The organism is Buttiauxella gaviniae (assembly GCF_040786275.1).
Classification (GTDB): domain Bacteria; phylum Pseudomonadota; class Gammaproteobacteria; order Enterobacterales; family Enterobacteriaceae; genus Buttiauxella; species Buttiauxella gaviniae_A.
The window spans coordinates 1145222-1160049 of the sequence record NZ_JBFMVT010000002.1; the positions used below are offsets into that span (position 1 = coordinate 1145222).

Consider the following 14828-nt stretch of genomic DNA (forward strand, 5'->3'; position numbering starts at 1 on the left):
AGCAATGTTTGATTTTATATGGACAAGTTTTAATTAGATGATGGGATGTGTTTATTTAAAGCATTTAATTGTTAATTAATTTCACACTTTATTGGCAAAATATCTGTATCTCACACAAAAAATATAAATTAATAGATGCTTACAGTTTTGATATTAATGTGCGCTGATTTAAACCAATTACCCAATGAAAAGCAATACGTAATTCAGCAGGGAGAAGATGGCTCTTACGGGGTAGAGCCAGGAATACGGGCTGCGCTCAACCACCAAAACGCACCTTAGTGCGTAGTGGTAGTGAACGCCGCCCTGGCTCAAAACGGCAAACGGGTTTGCCTGATTATTCGCCTTTCTTCGCAGCCTGGATGTACAGCATTTCCAGCGCTAATGTCGCACCGGCCAACGCAGTAATTTCAGACTGATCGTAAGCTGGAGAAACTTCCACTACGTCCATACCCACGATATTTAGATCTTTCAGGCCACGCACCAGTTTCAGCGCACGGTCTGTCGTCAGACCACCAATAACCGGCGTACCGGTACCTGGCGCGAAAGCCGGGTCCAGGCAGTCGATATCAAAGGTCAGATAAACAGGCATATCGCCAACAATTTGCTTCACCTGCGCCAGCACATCATCAACGGTACGGTCGTTAACCTGGCCCGCATCCAGCACGGTAAAGCCGTTGTCTTTATCAAACTCAGTACGAATACCGATTTGCACGGAATGGTTCGGGTCGATCAGACCTTCATTTGGCGCAGTGTAGAACATGGTGCCGTGGTCGAACTCGCAGCCGTTCGCGTAGGTATCAGTGTGAGCATCGAAATGCACCAACGCCATTTTACCGAAGTGTTTTGCGTGGGCACGCAGCAATGGCAGAGTCACAAAGTGGTCACCGCCGAAAGAGAGCATACGTTTCCCAGCCGCCAGCAGTTTTTCTGCGTGCGCCTGCAGACGTTCACTCATATCACGCGCATCACCGAAGGCGTAAACCAGGTCACCGCAGTCAACAACGTTCAAGCGCTCACGCACGTCGAAGTTCCACGGGAAGCGGTTGCCTTCCCATGCCAGGTTGGTAGAAACCTGGCGAATCGCCGCAGGGCCATGACGGCCACCCGCGCGACCTGAAGTCGCAGCATCAAACGGTACGCCAGTGATGACCCAATCGGCATCGCTGTCGTAGGGCATGAAGTTCAGCGGAAAACGCAAAAAACCGAAGGCGTTGGAAACCAGGGAATTGTCGTACTGATGGCCTAAGGTGCTCATTATCTGACCTCGCGGTAAGTGAATTTATGTCAAAAAAAAGTCCCTTCCGCGTCGTTAAACCCGACGAGGAAGGGACTGTATTCATTCAGACTGCTTGTTTGCGCGAATTATCGCCGTAATTTCGCTCGGGTTCAATAGCTCTTAATTTACTCGTCTTCGAGATAAGTATAGCCATACAAACCGGCCTCGAACTCTTCGAGGAACTGCTGCTGTAAGCCCGCATCCAGATCGGTCTGTTTCACCTGATCGCGGAAGTGAGTCAGCAGAGTGTTCGGGTCAAGCTGAACGTATTGCAGCATATCCGCCACGGTGTCGCCTTCGTCAGACAGCTCAACTTCCACGCTGCCGTCAGGGAACACGAACACGTCAACCGCTTCGGTGTCACCAAACAAGTTGTGCATGTTGCCCAGAATTTCCTGGTACGCGCCAACCATAAAGAAGCCCAACAGCGGCGGGTTTTCCGCATCGTATTCCGGCATCGGCATCGTGGTCGCAATGCCGTCACCGTCGATGTAATGATCGATAGCGCCATCGGAGTCACAGGTGATATCCAGCAGCACAGCACGGCGTTCAGGGATTTGGTTCAGCCCTTCAAGCGGCAGCACCGGGAAGAGCTGATCGATACCCCACGCATCCGGCATAGACTGGAACAGCGAGAAGTTGACGTAAATCTTATCCGCCATACGTTCTTGCAGTTCGTCGATAATCGGACGGTGCGCGCGGTTGCTCGGATCCAGCAGGCGCTGAATTTCATGGCACATGCTCAGATAAAGCTGCTCCGCCCAGGCACGCTCTTGCAGGGAATAACCCCCTGATGCATAGCCGGTGTGAATATCGTGCAGATCAATCTGGCTGTCGTGCAGCCATTCGCGCAACGAACGGCGGTTATTCGGCTGGTGCATTTCGCCCCAGGTTTCCCACATGCTTTGCAACGCACGCGGCGCGTCTTCAGCAGGTGCCGTTGGCGTCGTATATTCGTTACGCTCAACGCCGATGATATTAGAAACCAGCACGGTGTGGTGCGCGGTAACCGCACGGCCAGATTCGGTGATGACCGTTGGGTGCGGCAAACCGTGCTCTTCACACGCATCGCCAATCGCCCAGATGATATTGTTCGCGTACTCGTTCAGGCCGTAGTTCACCGAACAGTCGGACTGAGAACGCGTTCCTTCATAATCCACGCCCAGGCCACCGCCCACGTCGAAGCATTCGATGTTAACGCCCATCTTATGCAGTTCCACGTAGAAGCGAGCCGATTCACGCACGCCGGTAGCGATGTCGCGAATATTCGCCATCTGCGAACCCAGGTGGAAGTGCAGCAGTTGCAGGCTGTCGATACGACCCGCTTCGCGCAGCATATCAACCAGTTGCAGAACCTGCGTCGCCGCAAGGCCAAATTTGGATTTCTCACCGCCGGAAGACTGCCATTTGCCGGAGCCTTGCGATGCCAGACGCGCACGTACGCCAAGGCGTGGAACCACGTTCAGGCGCTCGGCTTCTTCCAGCACGATGCGAATTTCAGACATCTTCTCGATGACCAGATAAACCTTATGGCCCATCTTTTCGCCAATCAGCGCCAGGCGGATGTATTCGCGGTCTTTATAACCGTTACAGACAATCACCGAACGCGTCATGCCTGCATGCGCCAGCACGGCCATCAGCTCCGCTTTAGAACCCGCTTCCAGACCCAGCGGTTCACCGGAATGAATCAGCGACTCAATCACGCGGCGGTGCTGGTTTACCTTAATAGGGTAAACGAGGAAGTAGTTGCCTTTATAGCCGTAAGACTCACGCGCACGTTTGAACGCGGCGTTAATCGAACGCAGGCGGTGCTGCAAAATTTGTGGGAAGCAGAACAGTGCAGGCAAACGCTGCCCCTGTGCTTCACGGGCTTTTACGAGTTCAGCGAGATCAACACGCGCCTCTGGGACATCCGGGTCCGGGCAAACGGTAATGTGACCTAATTCGTTGACGTCGTAATAGTTATTGCCCCACCAGGCAATATTGTAAGTACGCAGCATCTTGCTGGCTTCCTGGGAGCTCATAGCAACCTCCTGCATGGAGCGGTGTACATCCTGCTCGCCCACTGACGAACCCGAAACAGAAGAGATTTTGTCAGACATGGCGAACCTCAAATTTAGACGAATGTGCAAAACAGTTGACTACTATCGCAGGGGTATCCCGCAATAACAACCCATTAACAGCGCGTAGCGGCAGCATAAGACGCTGACAGACAAACTGTGCGACCGGTTTCTTTTTCATATCATTGTAAAACACGTTACCGAACACCGTAGAACGGGTCAGCGAAACCTTGAGAATACTCCTGTCAGAGACAAGAGAGCCCTTGTTCAGTTATCACGGAGATCAGTGACCAGCCCGAGAGTCCTGAGAAGCGCCGAGATGGGTATAACATCGGCAGGAATTGATGCACGAAATGCAGGTTGCGAGGAGAAAGTGCACACCAGGGTGGCGCGCCAGATTGTTCAGATTACAGCGGTTCATTAATCGTATCACCTCCACGCATACGGTTTGCGTATGCGACAAGCCAAAGCTAAGAAATTTGCTCAACCCGGCTGGAAGTGGGCAACACAAAAATGTGTGCTTGTTGAATGAGCCGCGCGCGCCGCTTTATACCGATAACAGGCAAAAATTGCAAAGCAAAAATCCCTGGTTTGCGGCACTGTCAGTAAAATTTGCCATGTAAGATTACCCTCTGAAACTTGCGAGCAGAAAAATCACTGGTAATCTGATTAATGGATAACCTAGAATAGACGTCCAGATGTTAATCCATCTATACCGATTAACTGTTAGACTGCCTGAAATTAATCCTGTGGCTAGAACTCTTTAAATCAGTACATCGCACTGATACGAGCGCCAATTAGCAGCAGTCTGCACTAACCTAATTCTCTTAGGGTGAATAAAACATGGCTAAACACCTCTTTACGTCCGAGTCTGTATCAGAAGGACATCCCGATAAAATCGCTGACCAAATCTCCGATGCGGTGCTTGATGCAATCCTTGAACAGGATCCAAAAGCGCGCGTAGCGTGTGAAACCTACGTTAAAACCGGCATGGTCATGGTAGGCGGCGAAATCACCACCAGCGCATGGGTTGATATCGAAGAAATCACCCGTAACACCGTGCGTGAAATCGGCTATGTGCATTCTGATATGGGCTTTGATGCCAACTCTTGTGCGGTGCTGAGCGCTATCGGTAAACAGTCTCCTGATATCAACCAGGGCGTTGACCGTACCGATCCACTGGAACAAGGCGCGGGCGACCAGGGCCTGATGTTTGGTTATGCAACCAACGAAACCGACGTGCTGATGCCGGCGCCAATCACTTACGCACACCGTCTGGTTCAACGCCAGGCTGAAGTGCGTAAAAATGGCTCACTGCCATGGTTGCGCCCGGATGCAAAAAGCCAGATCACTTTCCAGTATGACGACGGCAAAATCGTCGGCATCGATGCGGTAGTGCTGTCAACTCAGCACTCCGAAGACGTTGCGCTTAAAACGCTGCAAGAAGCGGTCATGGAAGAGATCATCAAGCCAGTTCTGCCAGCAGAATGGCTGAATGCTTCCACCAAATACCACATCAATCCAACTGGCCGTTTTGTTATCGGTGGCCCAATGGGTGACTGCGGTCTGACCGGTCGTAAGATTATCGTTGATACCTACGGCGGCATGGCTCGTCACGGCGGCGGCGCATTCTCCGGTAAAGATCCTTCTAAAGTTGACCGTTCTGCGGCGTATGCGGCGCGTTATGTTGCGAAAAACATCGTTGCAGCAGGTCTTGCAGATCGCTGTGAAATCCAGGTTTCTTACGCAATCGGCGTAGCTGAACCGACTTCCATCATGGTTGAAACCTTCGGCACCGAGAAAATCTCTACCGAACAACTGACCCTGCTGGTACGTGAGTTCTTCGACCTGCGTCCATACGGCCTGATTCAGATGCTGGATCTGCTGCACCCAATCTATAAAGAAACCGCAGCATACGGTCACTTTGGTCGTGAGCATTTCCCTTGGGAAAAAACCGACAAAGCCGCCTTGCTGCGTGACGCTGCCGGTCTGAAATAAAACCTGTCCGTTAGCAAATGACAAAGGCCAGCGCTTCGCTGGCCTTTTTAGTTTCTGAACCTTCTTAACCCGCCTCCGACATCCCTCTCATCAAAAAAATAACATACAGTGGAAGCGGTTACATTGATGTTGTAAAGGCATTAATTAAGACTATTCTTCATGACAACAGTTTGTTGCTGCGCTAGTTACAAATTATTTCAGATTAGTCTTGCTCGCATTTTTTTGGTTCTATTTTCCACGCATAACGCTATGTTTTTACTCGCAAAATATCATTTACAGTTCTTGACTTTAGTGTAACCGATTACACTAACGTGAGTTGAATCACACAATTTTACGTGATGTTAACCTACTCTTAATACCGGTAAAGTTAATAATTCAACTGGAGAGCAGTATGCCTGAAATAAAAAAACAAGGGCGCTCGAACAAAAGCATGACCTTTTTTGTCTGTTTCCTTGCAGCCCTGGCCGGTTTGTTATTTGGCCTTGATATCGGCGTTATTGCCGGTGCATTACCGTTTATCGCTAAAGATTTCCAGATAACTGCACATCAGCAAGAGTGGGTAGTGAGTTCGATGATGTTTGGCGCGGCAGTAGGCGCTATCGGCAGTGGCTGGCTCTCCTTCCGTATCGGTCGTAAATACAGCCTGATGATCGGTGCTGTGCTTTTCGTTGCCGGTTCGCTGTGCTCTGCTTTCGCACCAAATACCGAAATCCTGATTATCTCCCGCGTGTTGCTTGGCCTGGCTGTTGGCGTTGCGTCTTACACCGCACCGCTTTACCTGTCTGAGATTGCACCGGAAAAAATCCGCGGCAGTATGATCTCAATGTACCAGTTGATGATCACCATCGGTATTCTTGGCGCTTACCTTTCCGATACCGCCTTCAGCTACAGCGGCTCATGGCGTTGGATGCTGGGGGTCATTACCATCCCAGCCATAATCCTGCTGGTCGGCGTATTCTTCCTGCCAGACAGCCCGCGCTGGTTCGCGGCAAAACGCCGCTTCCACGACGCCGAACGCGTTCTGCTGCGTCTGCGAGATACCAGTGCAGAAGCTAAAAACGAACTGGAAGAAATTCGCGAAAGTCTGAAGGTGAAACAAAGCGGCTGGTCACTGTTTAAAGACAACAGCCACTTCCGTCGCGCGGTATTCCTCGGGGTTCTGCTCCAGGTGATGCAGCAGTTCACCGGTATGAACGTCATTATGTACTACGCGCCAAAAATCTTTGAAATCGCAGGCTTCGCCAACACCACACAACAAATGTGGGGCACGGTAATCGTCGGGCTTATCAACGTGCTGGCGACATTTATTGCCATCGGTCTGGTAGACAGATGGGGCCGTAAACCAACACTGGTGCTGGGCTTCCTGGTCATGGCAGTAGGTATGGGCGTATTGGGTACCATGCTGCATATGGGGATTCATTCCCAGGGCGCGCAATACTTCGCTATCGCTATGCTGCTGATGTTTATCGTTGGCTTTGCAATGAGTGCCGGTCCGCTGATTTGGGTTCTGTGTTCTGAAATTCAGCCGCTGAAAGGCCGTGATTTCGGTATCACTTGCTCAACCACCACCAACTGGATTGCGAACATGATTGTCGGCGCAACATTCCTGACCATGCTGAACACGCTGGGCAATGCGAACACCTTCTGGGTCTACGCGGCGTTGAACCTGTTCTTTATTGTTCTCACTCTGTGGCTGGTTCCGGAAACCAAACACGTCTCCCTGGAGCACATCGAACGTAACCTGATGAAAGGTCGTAAGTTACGCGAGATTGGTGCTCACAACTAAGACACCCAGGCCCCTTTCCTTCACGGAGAGGGGCTTGCACCCCGCCCCACCTCGCACTATTCTTGCCCGTTATGAAATCCCCAAGACTCCCCATCGCCATCCAACAGGCCGTCATGCGCTGCCTGCGGGAAAAACTTCAGCAGGCGAATCTGCACTTAGGTCGCAACTATCCGGAACCCAAACTGGTTTACCAGCAACGAGGAACAGCGGCTGGCACCGCATGGATGGACAGCTACGAAATTCGGCTCAATCCGGTATTGCTGATGGAAAATCAGCAGACGTTTATCGATGAAGTTGTTCCGCACGAACTGGCGCACCTTTTGGTCTGGAAACACTTTGGCCGTGTCGCCCCACACGGGAAAGAGTGGAAATGGATGATGGAAAGCGTGCTCGGCGTTCCGGCCCGCCGTACCCATCAGTTTGAAGTGCAGTCCGTTCGCAAAAATACCTTTCCCTACCGCTGCCGTTGCCAGCAGCATCAGCTCACCGTCAGACGCCACAATCGGGTCGTTCGAGGCGAAGCGGAATATCGCTGCGTTCATTGCGGTGACCTGTTAAAACCAGAAGTTACAACTGCCTGTAATTGAAAATATTAATCGTAAAATTTCCTGATTAAGCTGATTGAATCCAGATAACTCGTGAGGTAGTGTGCGGGCTCATTTTTGTATGGATTCTGGAAATGTCTCGCAAATTCTCAATTGCTGTTGCAGCTTTTGCAGCGCTGATTTCTTTCTCTGCTTTTAGCACCGGTATCAATAATTTCTCTCAAGCCAAAGCGGCTGGCGTGAAGGTTAACGCCGATGCCCCGGGTGACTTTTATTGTGGCTGCAAGATTAACTGGCAAGGCAAAAAAGGCATTCCTGACCTTGAGTCCTGCGGTTATAAAGTCCGTAAAAATGAAAACCGCGCCACGCGCATCGAATGGGAACATGTCGTTCCGGCCTGGCAATTCGGCCATCAGCGCCAGTGCTGGCAGGATGGTGGACGTAAAAACTGCGCCAAAGATCCTGAATATCGCAAAATGGAAGGCGACATGCACAACCTGCAACCTGCAGTAGGTGAAGTGAATGCTGACCGCAATAACTTCATGTACAGCCAGTGGAATGGGGGCGAAGGCCAGTACGGGCAGTGCGAAATGAAAGTCGACTTCAAAGACAAAATTGCCGAACCGCCTGCTCGGGCGCGGGGCACCATCGCCCGCACCTACTTCTATATGCGTGACCAATATCAGCTCACCCTCTCTCGCCAGCAAACCCAACTGTTTGAGGCGTGGAACAAGCAATATCCGGTCACGGCGTGGGAGTGCGAGCGCGATGAACGCATCGCTAAACTTCAGGGCAATCATAACCCTTATGTGCTGCGGGCTTGCCAGGCACAAAACAGCTAACCTACACTAGCGGGAATTACTCATTTAGCGCGGTTTTCCTCCTTCTCCCCAGGATAGGGGACTAAAATCGCGCACCTTTGTCTGGATCATAAAAACTATGCGTATACCCCGCATTCATCACCCTGAATTACTCACCGTCGGCCAGGATGTAGCGCTTTGCGAAGATGCCGCTAACCACGTTGGCCGCGTACTGCGCATGAGTGCAGGCCATGCGCTGCAATTGTTCGATGGAAGTAATCAGGTTTTCGATGCTGAAATCGTTCAGGCCGATAAAAAAAGTGTGCGGGTAAAAGTACTTAACGCGAACATTGATAACCGCGAATCCCCGCTACACTTGCATCTTGGCCAGGTGATGTCGCGCGGCGAAAAGATGGAATTCACGATTCAGAAAGCCGTTGAACTGGGCGTAAACGTGATTACACCTTTGTTTTCTGAGCGCTGTGGCGTGAAACTGGATGCCGAACGCCTGAATAAGAAGCTCCAGCAGTGGCAGAAAATTGCCATTGCCGCCTGCGAACAATGCGGTCGCAACACGGTGCCAGAAATTCGCCCGGCAATAGATCTTGAAGCCTGGTGTGCGGAGCAGGATGAGAGCCTGAAATTAAACCTCCATCCACGCGCCAGCGCCAGTATCAATACCTTGCCGCAGCCTGTTGAACGAGTCCGCCTGCTGATTGGCCCGGAAGGCGGGTTAACGGCTGATGAAATTGCCATGACCGCACGTCATCAGTTTACTGATATTCTGTTGGGACCTCGCGTTCTGCGTACTGAGACTACCGCGCTAACCGCCATTACCGCGCTTCAAGTGCGATTTGGCGACCTGGGATAAAACCGGAGAAAAACAATGATTAAGCTCGGCATCGTGATGGACCCCATCGCAAACATTAACATCAAGAAAGATTCAAGTTTTGCTATGCTGCTGGAAGCCCAGCGCCGTGGTTACGAACTGCACTATATGGAAATGGCAGATCTGTATTTGATCAACGGTGAAGCGCGTGCGCGCACCCGCCTGGTCAATGTCGAGCAGAACTACGATAAATGGTACGAATTTGGCAGCGAGCAAGATATTCAGCTTGCCGATCTCGACGCGGTGTTAATGCGTAAAGATCCTCCTTTTGATACCGAATTCATCTACGCGACCTATATTCTTGAACGTGCCGAAGAACAAGGCACGTTGATCGTTAACAAACCGCAGAGCCTGCGCGACTGTAACGAAAAGCTATTCACCGCCTGGTTTGCTGATTTAACACCGGAAACGCTGGTCACACGCAATAAAGCGCAGCTTAAAGCGTTCTGGCAAAAACACGGCGATATTATCCTCAAGCCGTTGGACGGTATGGGTGGCACCTCTATTTTCCGCGTAAAAGAAGGTGACCCTAACCTCGGCGTGATTGCTGAAACGCTGACTGAACTCGGCAACCGCTATTGCATGGCGCAAAACTACCTGCCAGCCATTGTTGATGGTGACAAACGCGTTCTGGTCGTTGATGGCGAACCTGTTCCCTATTGCCTGGCTCGCATTCCGCAAGGTGGTGAAACGCGTGGCAATCTGGCGGCCGGTGGCCGTGGCGAACCGCGTCCGCTGACCGAAAGCGACTGGGAAATTGCCCGCCGCGTGGGTCCAACGCTTAAAGCGAAAGGTCTTATCTTCGTAGGTCTGGACATCATCGGCGACCGCCTGACCGAGATTAACGTCACCAGCCCAACCTGTATCCGCGAAATCGAAGCCGAGTTCCCGGTGTCGATTACCGGCATGCTGTTTGACGCCATTGAGAAGCGCCTCGCGAAGTAATCTCTGAGTGGCGGTAGGGAAACCGCCAGCTAGTGACAGCCTGCCACTTTCCCCGCATACTGGGTGCTGTCGCTTTTTCAACCGGGATCAGAACCTCTGACAATGAATTTACAGCATCACTTTCTAATTGCCATGCCGGCGCTCCAGGACCCACTGTTTAAGCGTGCTGTCGTTTATATTTGCGAATACAACGACGAAGGCGCGATGGGGATAATTATTAACAAACCCCTTGAAAATCTTCAGGTTGACGGTGTTCTTGAAAAACTAAAAATTGAACCAGAACCACGTGACCCAGCAATTCGCCTTGATAAACCTGTCTTTATTGGCGGCCCGCTGGCGGAAGACCGTGGGTTTATTCTGCATTCGCCACCAGATTGTTTTGCTTCCAGCATCCGCATTTCTGACGAAACCGTGATTACCACATCCCGCGATGTACTCGAAACCATCGGTACGGCAAAACAGCCTGCGGATGTAATTGTCGCGCTCGGTTACTCCTCGTGGGAAAAAGGGCAACTGGAACAAGAGATTCTGGACAATGCCTGGCTCACGGCCCCTGCCGATGCCTCTATTCTTTTCCATACCCCTATTTCCGAACGCTGGCGTGAAGCCGCTAAATTAATCGGAATTGATATTCACAATATGCCAAGTGAAGCGGGGCACGCTTAATGAGCAGTGGAACATTGTTAGCCTTCGATTTTGGCACCAAAAGCATTGGTGTTGCGATTGGCCAACGCATTACCGGTACCGCACGCCCTCTTACCGCGTTAAAAGCGCAGGACGGCACACCAGACTGGAACGTAATCGAAAAAATCCTTAAAGAGTGGCAGCCCGATGAAGTTATCGTTGGCCTGCCGCTGAATATGGATGGCACCGAACAACCGCTGACCGTTCGGGCTCGCAAGTTTGCCAACCGCCTGCATGGGCGCTTTGGCGTTAAAGTCTCTTTGCAGGATGAGCGCCTTAGCACCGTTGAAGCACGTGCCGGGTTGTTTGAGCACGGCGGCTTCCGTGCTCTGAACAAAGGCAGCATTGATTCAGCTTCAGCCGTGATTATTCTTGAAAGCTGGTTTGACTATAATCCCTGATTTTACCCGTCATACTTCGAGCTGTGAGGGTGTTGGCTGCACTCGCTTACCCACAGCTCGAATGATTTAGGGTATAAAATCATCAAGGCGGAAATCTCTAGCTGGCCGCTATTTTCGTTTAGCCTCAGTTAATTCATGCCTTGCCGCGACGGCCAGAAAATGGCTCCGATCGCGATAGCCCGATGCTGGCTGCTGCACACGGTTATCAATACGTTCCAGAAGCGCGTCCGGAAGCGAAATATTTATTCGCTGCTGTTTCCCTTCCAGGGCAGATAAATCGACATCCACCATCACCCATTGATTACAATGGGCGTAATCAGGATGAGCAGCATAAACAAAAGGCCCAGCATCTTTTATCAGGGTGATATCTACACCGCTTTTCACCATCATATCGGCAATCATTAAAATGGCTTCGCGCACTGTTACGGCAATTTCATCCTGATTATCCGCCGCTGAGACACAGCCAAATTTATCAACACACAACGCAGGCACAACCAGACCATACGCTTCGTTCTCATTTGCAGGCATTTCCACACCAACAGAAAAAAACATGAGTTACCTCCGGGAGCGTGGGATTAAATCCCCGCAAGTTTACGAATAAATCTGACAGTGCCGATGGGTAAATCTTTTTTAGGATGTGGAACCGGGAACGTATTCCCTGTATTTGGCGACCACCCTATCCAGTGGCTGCCACCAGTGTTTCTGACGGGTTCGCATCCTGCGGCCTTCAGTTCTTTTATGAGATCAGAAGATTTCATTGCTTCCCCCTGATCTGACAAAATCATACACACGCAAACACACACAAACAATATTTACGATGGCCATTTTTCATCCTGCCAATCACGATGGTTATCTTGTTTCTCCCCAAGCCTTCCCTGCGCCCGCATTACCACCTCACTCTGCGCAAAACTCTGCATGCCATACTGCTGTCCGGTTTGTATCTGCCCCGGTAATTGATGCGTTTTCCCTTCGCGGATAAGACTCGCTATGGCGGGCGTATTCACCAGCAATTCATATAGTGCAACTCGGCCACCGTGAAGGTCTGGCACGAGTTTCTGCGCAAGCACCGCTTTTAAACTTCCTGCAAGCTGGCTACGCACCATGTTTTTTTCCTCGGCGGGGAAAACGTCCACCAGCCGCTCCACTGCCTGTGCGGCCCCCCGAGTGTGAAGCGTCGCCAATACCAGATGCCCCGTTTCTGCGGCGGTCAGCGCAAGGCGGATGGTTTCGCTGTCGCGTAATTCCCCCAATAAAATAACATCCGGATCCTCGCGCAACGCAGCGCGTAATCCTGCCGCGAAAGAGTGACAATGCAGGCCGGGTTCTCGCTGTTGAATCAAACAGCGCTGTGAGTGGTGCACAAACTCAATTGGGTCCTCCAGGGTGAGAATATGCCCGTCCAGATTCTGATTAAGATGGTCCACCATGGCGGCAAGGGTGGTGGATTTCCCGCTGCCGGTGGCGCCGGTCACCAGAATTAAACCGTCAGGCAATTTGAGTAATTCGGGAATCAGCCCAGGGGCGTGTAGCGCATCAAGTTGTGGGCTGTGAGACGCCAGTAAACGCAAAGCGAGCGAGTACCCCTGCAACTGCCGGAAAGCGTTCGCTCGCAGGCGCATGCCTCCCTTTAGCGTGACCGCAAAATCCAGTTGCCCGTTATCTTTGAGGTGCTCTCTTTGCTCTTGAGTGATCCAGGCATCCAGCAGGGTATCGGGTTCGGGCGCACTTTCAGGCAGGTTTTCAAGCCGCCCTTGCCTGCGCCAGCGAGCAGGAAGCTTCGCGCACAGGTGTAGATCAGAGGCGTTATGCTTTACACTAAGGGCCACAATTTCTTCGATATCCATATCACTTTCCAACCTATGAACGAGATAGCGCACAATCTGGCACAGGTTCAGAATAAAATCCTGGCGGCAACTGAACGCTGCGGCCGTGCTCCAGAAGAAGTTACTTTGCTTGCAGTAAGCAAAACTAAGCCTGCGAGCGCCATCGCAGAAGCGATAGAGGCCGGGCAGCGCGCCTTCGGTGAAAACTACGTCCAGGAAGGCGTGGATAAAATTCGCTACTTTGCCGAAAACGGAGAAGTCGAGCTGGAATGGCACTTTATCGGCCCATTGCAGTCGAACAAAAGTCGCCTGGTGGCGGAGCATTTTGACTGGTGTCATACCGTTGATAGGTTACGCATTGCCGCTCGCCTGAGCGAACAGCGCCCGGCTGAACTGTCGCCGCTTAACGTACTGATTCAAATAAATATCAGCGATGAACAAAGCAAATCCGGTATTACGCTGAGCGAACTTGATGCTCTTGCAGCAGAGGTCGCAGCACTTCCGGGTTTGCTGTTACGAGGTTTAATGGCAATTCCTGCCCCTGAACCTGATTACGAGCATCAGTTAGCGGTTTGCCAGAAAATGGCCGACGCTTTCACATCGCTCAAAAACCGTTATGCAACGGTTGATACGTTGTCCCTGGGCATGACCGATGACATGGACGCCGCGATTGCCGCAGGCAGCACCATGGTGCGCATTGGAACCGCTATTTTCGGCGCGCGGGATTACTCCGCTCGCTAACCATTCTAATTATTGAGGAACGCCATGCTGACGTTGACTTTCCTGGTCAAGACACTGATTGAACTGTATGTGATGGTGCTGTTAATTCGCATCTGGATGCAGTGGTCACGTTGTGATTTTTATAATCCTTTTGCACAATTTATCGTCAAAATTACTCAGCCGATTGTTGGGCCGTTGCGCCGGGTAATTCCGTCTATTGGGCCGATTGATACTTCTTCCCTGCTGGTGGCGTTTATTCTCACCACGCTGAAGTATCCGATTCTGCTGCTGATTCAGGTGGGCGCCCTGTCGCTTGACCCAATGAATCTGCTGGTTGGTTTGTTATCACTGCTGAAATCTGCCGGTACGCTAGTGTTCTGGGTGATTATTATCCGTTCGCTGATGAGCTGGATTAGCCAGGGCCGCAGCCCAATCGAATATGTTCTGATGCAAATGACCGAGCCAATGATGGCACCGATTCGCCGTATTATTCCTGCTATGGGCGGCATCGATTTCTCTGCAATGGTGGTGATTTTGATCCTCTATGCATTGAATTACCTTGGCATGGATCTGTTCCCGGGGCTGTGGTATTTGCTGTGAGTGCAGTAAGTCTTAGCGCCGACGGGCTGGTTTTACGGCTGTATATTCAGCCGAAAGCCAGCCGCGACAGCATTATCGGGCTGCATGGCGACGAGCTAAAAGTCGCCATCACCGCCCCACCGATTGACGGCAAAGCCAACGCCCACCTGGTAAAATATCTGGCTAAACAGTTTCGCGTCGCCAAAAGCCAGGTGTTGGTTGAGAAAGGCGAACTGGGCCGTCATAAGCAAATTAAGATTATCGACCCGCAACACATCCCGACGGAAGTCGCGGCATTGCTCGAATAATTTCACAGGAATTC

General features: G+C 51.4%; 18 protein-coding genes. 11 read left to right on the forward strand and 7 right to left on the reverse strand.

All coding sequences use genetic code 11. From position 1 onward, the window contains the following. Nucleotides 1-334: 334 nt before the first annotated feature. The 4 genes from speB to AB1E22_RS21805 form a co-directional block, all read right to left on the reverse strand. Nucleotides 335-1255: an agmatinase gene (gene speB, locus AB1E22_RS05855; protein WP_367594493.1), complete on the reverse strand. Its 921-nt coding sequence runs from the start codon at nucleotides 1253-1255 to the stop codon at nucleotides 335-337. A gap of 146 nt (nucleotides 1256-1401) precedes the next feature. Further along, nucleotides 1402-3378 (reverse strand): biosynthetic arginine decarboxylase, encoded by a 1977-nt coding sequence (gene speA, locus AB1E22_RS05860; RefSeq protein WP_367594494.1) that lies wholly within the window; start codon nucleotides 3376-3378, stop codon nucleotides 1402-1404. Next, entirely contained in the window at nucleotides 3371-3517 is a 147-nt protein-coding gene (gene yqgB / locus AB1E22_RS05865) for an acid stress response protein YqgB (RefSeq protein ID WP_367594495.1), read from the reverse strand. Before yqgB ends, speA begins: the two co-directional genes overlap by 8 nt. Before the next feature lie 102 nt (nucleotides 3518-3619). Then, entirely contained in the window at nucleotides 3620-3757 is a 138-nt protein-coding gene (locus AB1E22_RS21805) for a hypothetical protein (protein WP_437178375.1), read from the reverse strand. A 422-nt stretch (nucleotides 3758-4179) separates the two neighbouring features. Between AB1E22_RS21805 and metK the strand changes: the two genes are divergently transcribed. From metK to ruvX, 8 genes are all read left to right on the forward strand, one after another. Then, on the forward strand, nucleotides 4180-5334 hold the full coding sequence (metK, locus tag AB1E22_RS05870) for a methionine adenosyltransferase (protein WP_367594496.1): 1155 nt from the start codon (nucleotides 4180-4182) through the stop codon (nucleotides 5332-5334). Nucleotides 5335-5725: 391 nt separating this feature from the next. Then, nucleotides 5726-7120, forward strand: coding sequence for a sugar porter family MFS transporter (locus tag AB1E22_RS05875; protein ID WP_367594497.1), 1395 nt, complete (start codon nucleotides 5726-5728; stop codon nucleotides 7118-7120). A 71-nt stretch (nucleotides 7121-7191) separates the two neighbouring features. Then, nucleotides 7192-7707 (forward strand): SprT family zinc-dependent metalloprotease, encoded by a 516-nt coding sequence (locus AB1E22_RS05880; RefSeq protein ID WP_367594498.1) that lies wholly within the window; start codon nucleotides 7192-7194, stop codon nucleotides 7705-7707. 92 nt (nucleotides 7708-7799) lie between these two features. Continuing rightward, nucleotides 7800-8507: a deoxyribonuclease I gene (gene endA / locus AB1E22_RS05885; protein WP_367594499.1), complete on the forward strand. Its 708-nt coding sequence runs from the start codon at nucleotides 7800-7802 to the stop codon at nucleotides 8505-8507. Nucleotides 8508-8604: 97 nt separating this feature from the next. Continuing rightward, nucleotides 8605-9336, forward strand: coding sequence for a 16S rRNA (uracil(1498)-N(3))-methyltransferase (gene rsmE / locus AB1E22_RS05890; RefSeq protein ID WP_367594500.1), 732 nt, complete (start codon nucleotides 8605-8607; stop codon nucleotides 9334-9336). 15 nt (nucleotides 9337-9351) lie between these two features. Next, nucleotides 9352-10299, forward strand: coding sequence for a glutathione synthase (gene gshB, locus AB1E22_RS05895; RefSeq protein ID WP_367594501.1), 948 nt, complete (start codon nucleotides 9352-9354; stop codon nucleotides 10297-10299). A 102-nt stretch (nucleotides 10300-10401) separates the two neighbouring features. Further along, on the forward strand, nucleotides 10402-10965 hold the full coding sequence (locus AB1E22_RS05900) for a YqgE/AlgH family protein (RefSeq protein WP_367594502.1): 564 nt from the start codon (nucleotides 10402-10404) through the stop codon (nucleotides 10963-10965). Beyond that, nucleotides 10965-11384 carry a Holliday junction resolvase RuvX gene (ruvX, locus tag AB1E22_RS05905; RefSeq protein WP_324118624.1) on the forward strand — a complete coding sequence of 140 codons (420 nt, stop codon included), beginning with the start codon at nucleotides 10965-10967 and terminating at the stop codon, nucleotides 11382-11384. The genes AB1E22_RS05900 and ruvX overlap by 1 nt, the downstream gene beginning before the upstream one ends. A 108-nt stretch (nucleotides 11385-11492) precedes the next feature. Here the strand turns inward: ruvX and AB1E22_RS05910 are convergent, their stop codons facing one another. Genes AB1E22_RS05910 through AB1E22_RS05920 form a run of 3 tightly spaced genes read right to left on the reverse strand, consistent with a single transcriptional unit; the run spans nucleotide 11493 to nucleotide 13228 of the window. Further along, nucleotides 11493-11936 carry a type II toxin-antitoxin system HicB family antitoxin gene (locus AB1E22_RS05910; RefSeq protein ID WP_367594503.1) on the reverse strand — a complete coding sequence of 148 codons (444 nt, stop codon included), beginning with the start codon at nucleotides 11934-11936 and terminating at the stop codon, nucleotides 11493-11495. A 23-nt stretch (nucleotides 11937-11959) separates the two neighbouring features. Then, nucleotides 11960-12142 (reverse strand): type II toxin-antitoxin system HicA family toxin, encoded by a 183-nt coding sequence (locus AB1E22_RS05915; protein ID WP_367594504.1) that lies wholly within the window; start codon nucleotides 12140-12142, stop codon nucleotides 11960-11962. Nucleotides 12143-12196: 54 nt separating this feature from the next. Beyond that, nucleotides 12197-13228, reverse strand: coding sequence for a type IV pilus twitching motility protein PilT (locus tag AB1E22_RS05920; RefSeq protein WP_367594505.1), 1032 nt, complete (start codon nucleotides 13226-13228; stop codon nucleotides 12197-12199). 15 nt (nucleotides 13229-13243) lie between these two features. Here AB1E22_RS05920 and AB1E22_RS05925 point away from each other — a divergent pair, with 15 nt between their 5' ends. The 3 genes from AB1E22_RS05925 to yggU are packed head-to-tail and all read left to right on the forward strand — an operon-like array spanning nucleotide 13244 to nucleotide 14814. Further along, the gene (locus AB1E22_RS05925) at nucleotides 13244-13948 is read left to right on the forward strand and encodes a YggS family pyridoxal phosphate-dependent enzyme (RefSeq protein ID WP_367597340.1); all 705 of its coding nucleotides are present in this window, start codon (nucleotides 13244-13246) and stop codon (nucleotides 13946-13948) included. Nucleotides 13949-13972: 24 nt separating this feature from the next. Next, on the forward strand, nucleotides 13973-14527 hold the full coding sequence (locus tag AB1E22_RS05930; RefSeq protein WP_367594506.1) for a YggT family protein: 555 nt from the start codon (nucleotides 13973-13975) through the stop codon (nucleotides 14525-14527). Further along, nucleotides 14524-14814: a DUF167 family protein YggU gene (gene yggU / locus AB1E22_RS05935; protein WP_367594507.1), complete on the forward strand. Its 291-nt coding sequence runs from the start codon at nucleotides 14524-14526 to the stop codon at nucleotides 14812-14814. Before AB1E22_RS05930 ends, yggU begins: the two co-directional genes overlap by 4 nt. Nucleotides 14815-14828 lie beyond the last annotated feature (14 nt).

Bases quoted from the DNA above. Each gene is read 5' to 3' on its own strand.
- rsmE (WP_367594500.1), top strand. From the start codon at position 8,605: ATGCGTATACCCCGCATTCATCACCCTGAATTACTCACCGTCGGCCAG.
- ruvX (WP_324118624.1), top strand. From the start codon at position 10,965: ATGAGCAGTGGAACATTGTTAGCCTTCGATTTTGGCACCAAAAGCATT.
- yqgB (WP_367594495.1), bottom strand. From the start codon at position 3,517: ATGAAAAAGAAACCGGTCGCACAGTTTGTCTGTCAGCGTCTTATGCTG.
- metK (WP_367594496.1), top strand. From the start codon at position 4,180: ATGGCTAAACACCTCTTTACGTCCGAGTCTGTATCAGAAGGACATCCC.
- gshB (WP_367594501.1), top strand. From the start codon at position 9,352: ATGATTAAGCTCGGCATCGTGATGGACCCCATCGCAAACATTAACATC.
- AB1E22_RS05910 (WP_367594503.1), bottom strand. From the start codon at position 11,936: ATGTTTTTTTCTGTTGGTGTGGAAATGCCTGCAAATGAGAACGAAGCG.
- speB (WP_367594493.1), bottom strand. From the start codon at position 1,255: ATGAGCACCTTAGGCCATCAGTACGACAATTCCCTGGTTTCCAACGCC.
- AB1E22_RS05875 (WP_367594497.1), top strand. From the start codon at position 5,726: ATGCCTGAAATAAAAAAACAAGGGCGCTCGAACAAAAGCATGACCTTT.
- AB1E22_RS05900 (WP_367594502.1), top strand. From the start codon at position 10,402: ATGAATTTACAGCATCACTTTCTAATTGCCATGCCGGCGCTCCAGGAC.
- speA (WP_367594494.1), bottom strand. From the start codon at position 3,378: ATGTCTGACAAAATCTCTTCTGTTTCGGGTTCGTCAGTGGGCGAGCAG.
- AB1E22_RS05920 (WP_367594505.1), bottom strand. From the start codon at position 13,228: ATGGATATCGAAGAAATTGTGGCCCTTAGTGTAAAGCATAACGCCTCT.
- AB1E22_RS21805 (WP_437178375.1), bottom strand. From the start codon at position 3,757: ATGAACCGCTGTAATCTGAACAATCTGGCGCGCCACCCTGGTGTGCAC.
- AB1E22_RS05880 (WP_367594498.1), top strand. From the start codon at position 7,192: ATGAAATCCCCAAGACTCCCCATCGCCATCCAACAGGCCGTCATGCGC.
- AB1E22_RS05915 (WP_367594504.1), bottom strand. From the start codon at position 12,142: ATGAAATCTTCTGATCTCATAAAAGAACTGAAGGCCGCAGGATGCGAA.
- AB1E22_RS05930 (WP_367594506.1), top strand. From the start codon at position 13,973: ATGCTGACGTTGACTTTCCTGGTCAAGACACTGATTGAACTGTATGTG.
- endA (WP_367594499.1), top strand. From the start codon at position 7,800: ATGTCTCGCAAATTCTCAATTGCTGTTGCAGCTTTTGCAGCGCTGATT.
- AB1E22_RS05925 (WP_367597340.1), top strand. From the start codon at position 13,244: ATGAACGAGATAGCGCACAATCTGGCACAGGTTCAGAATAAAATCCTG.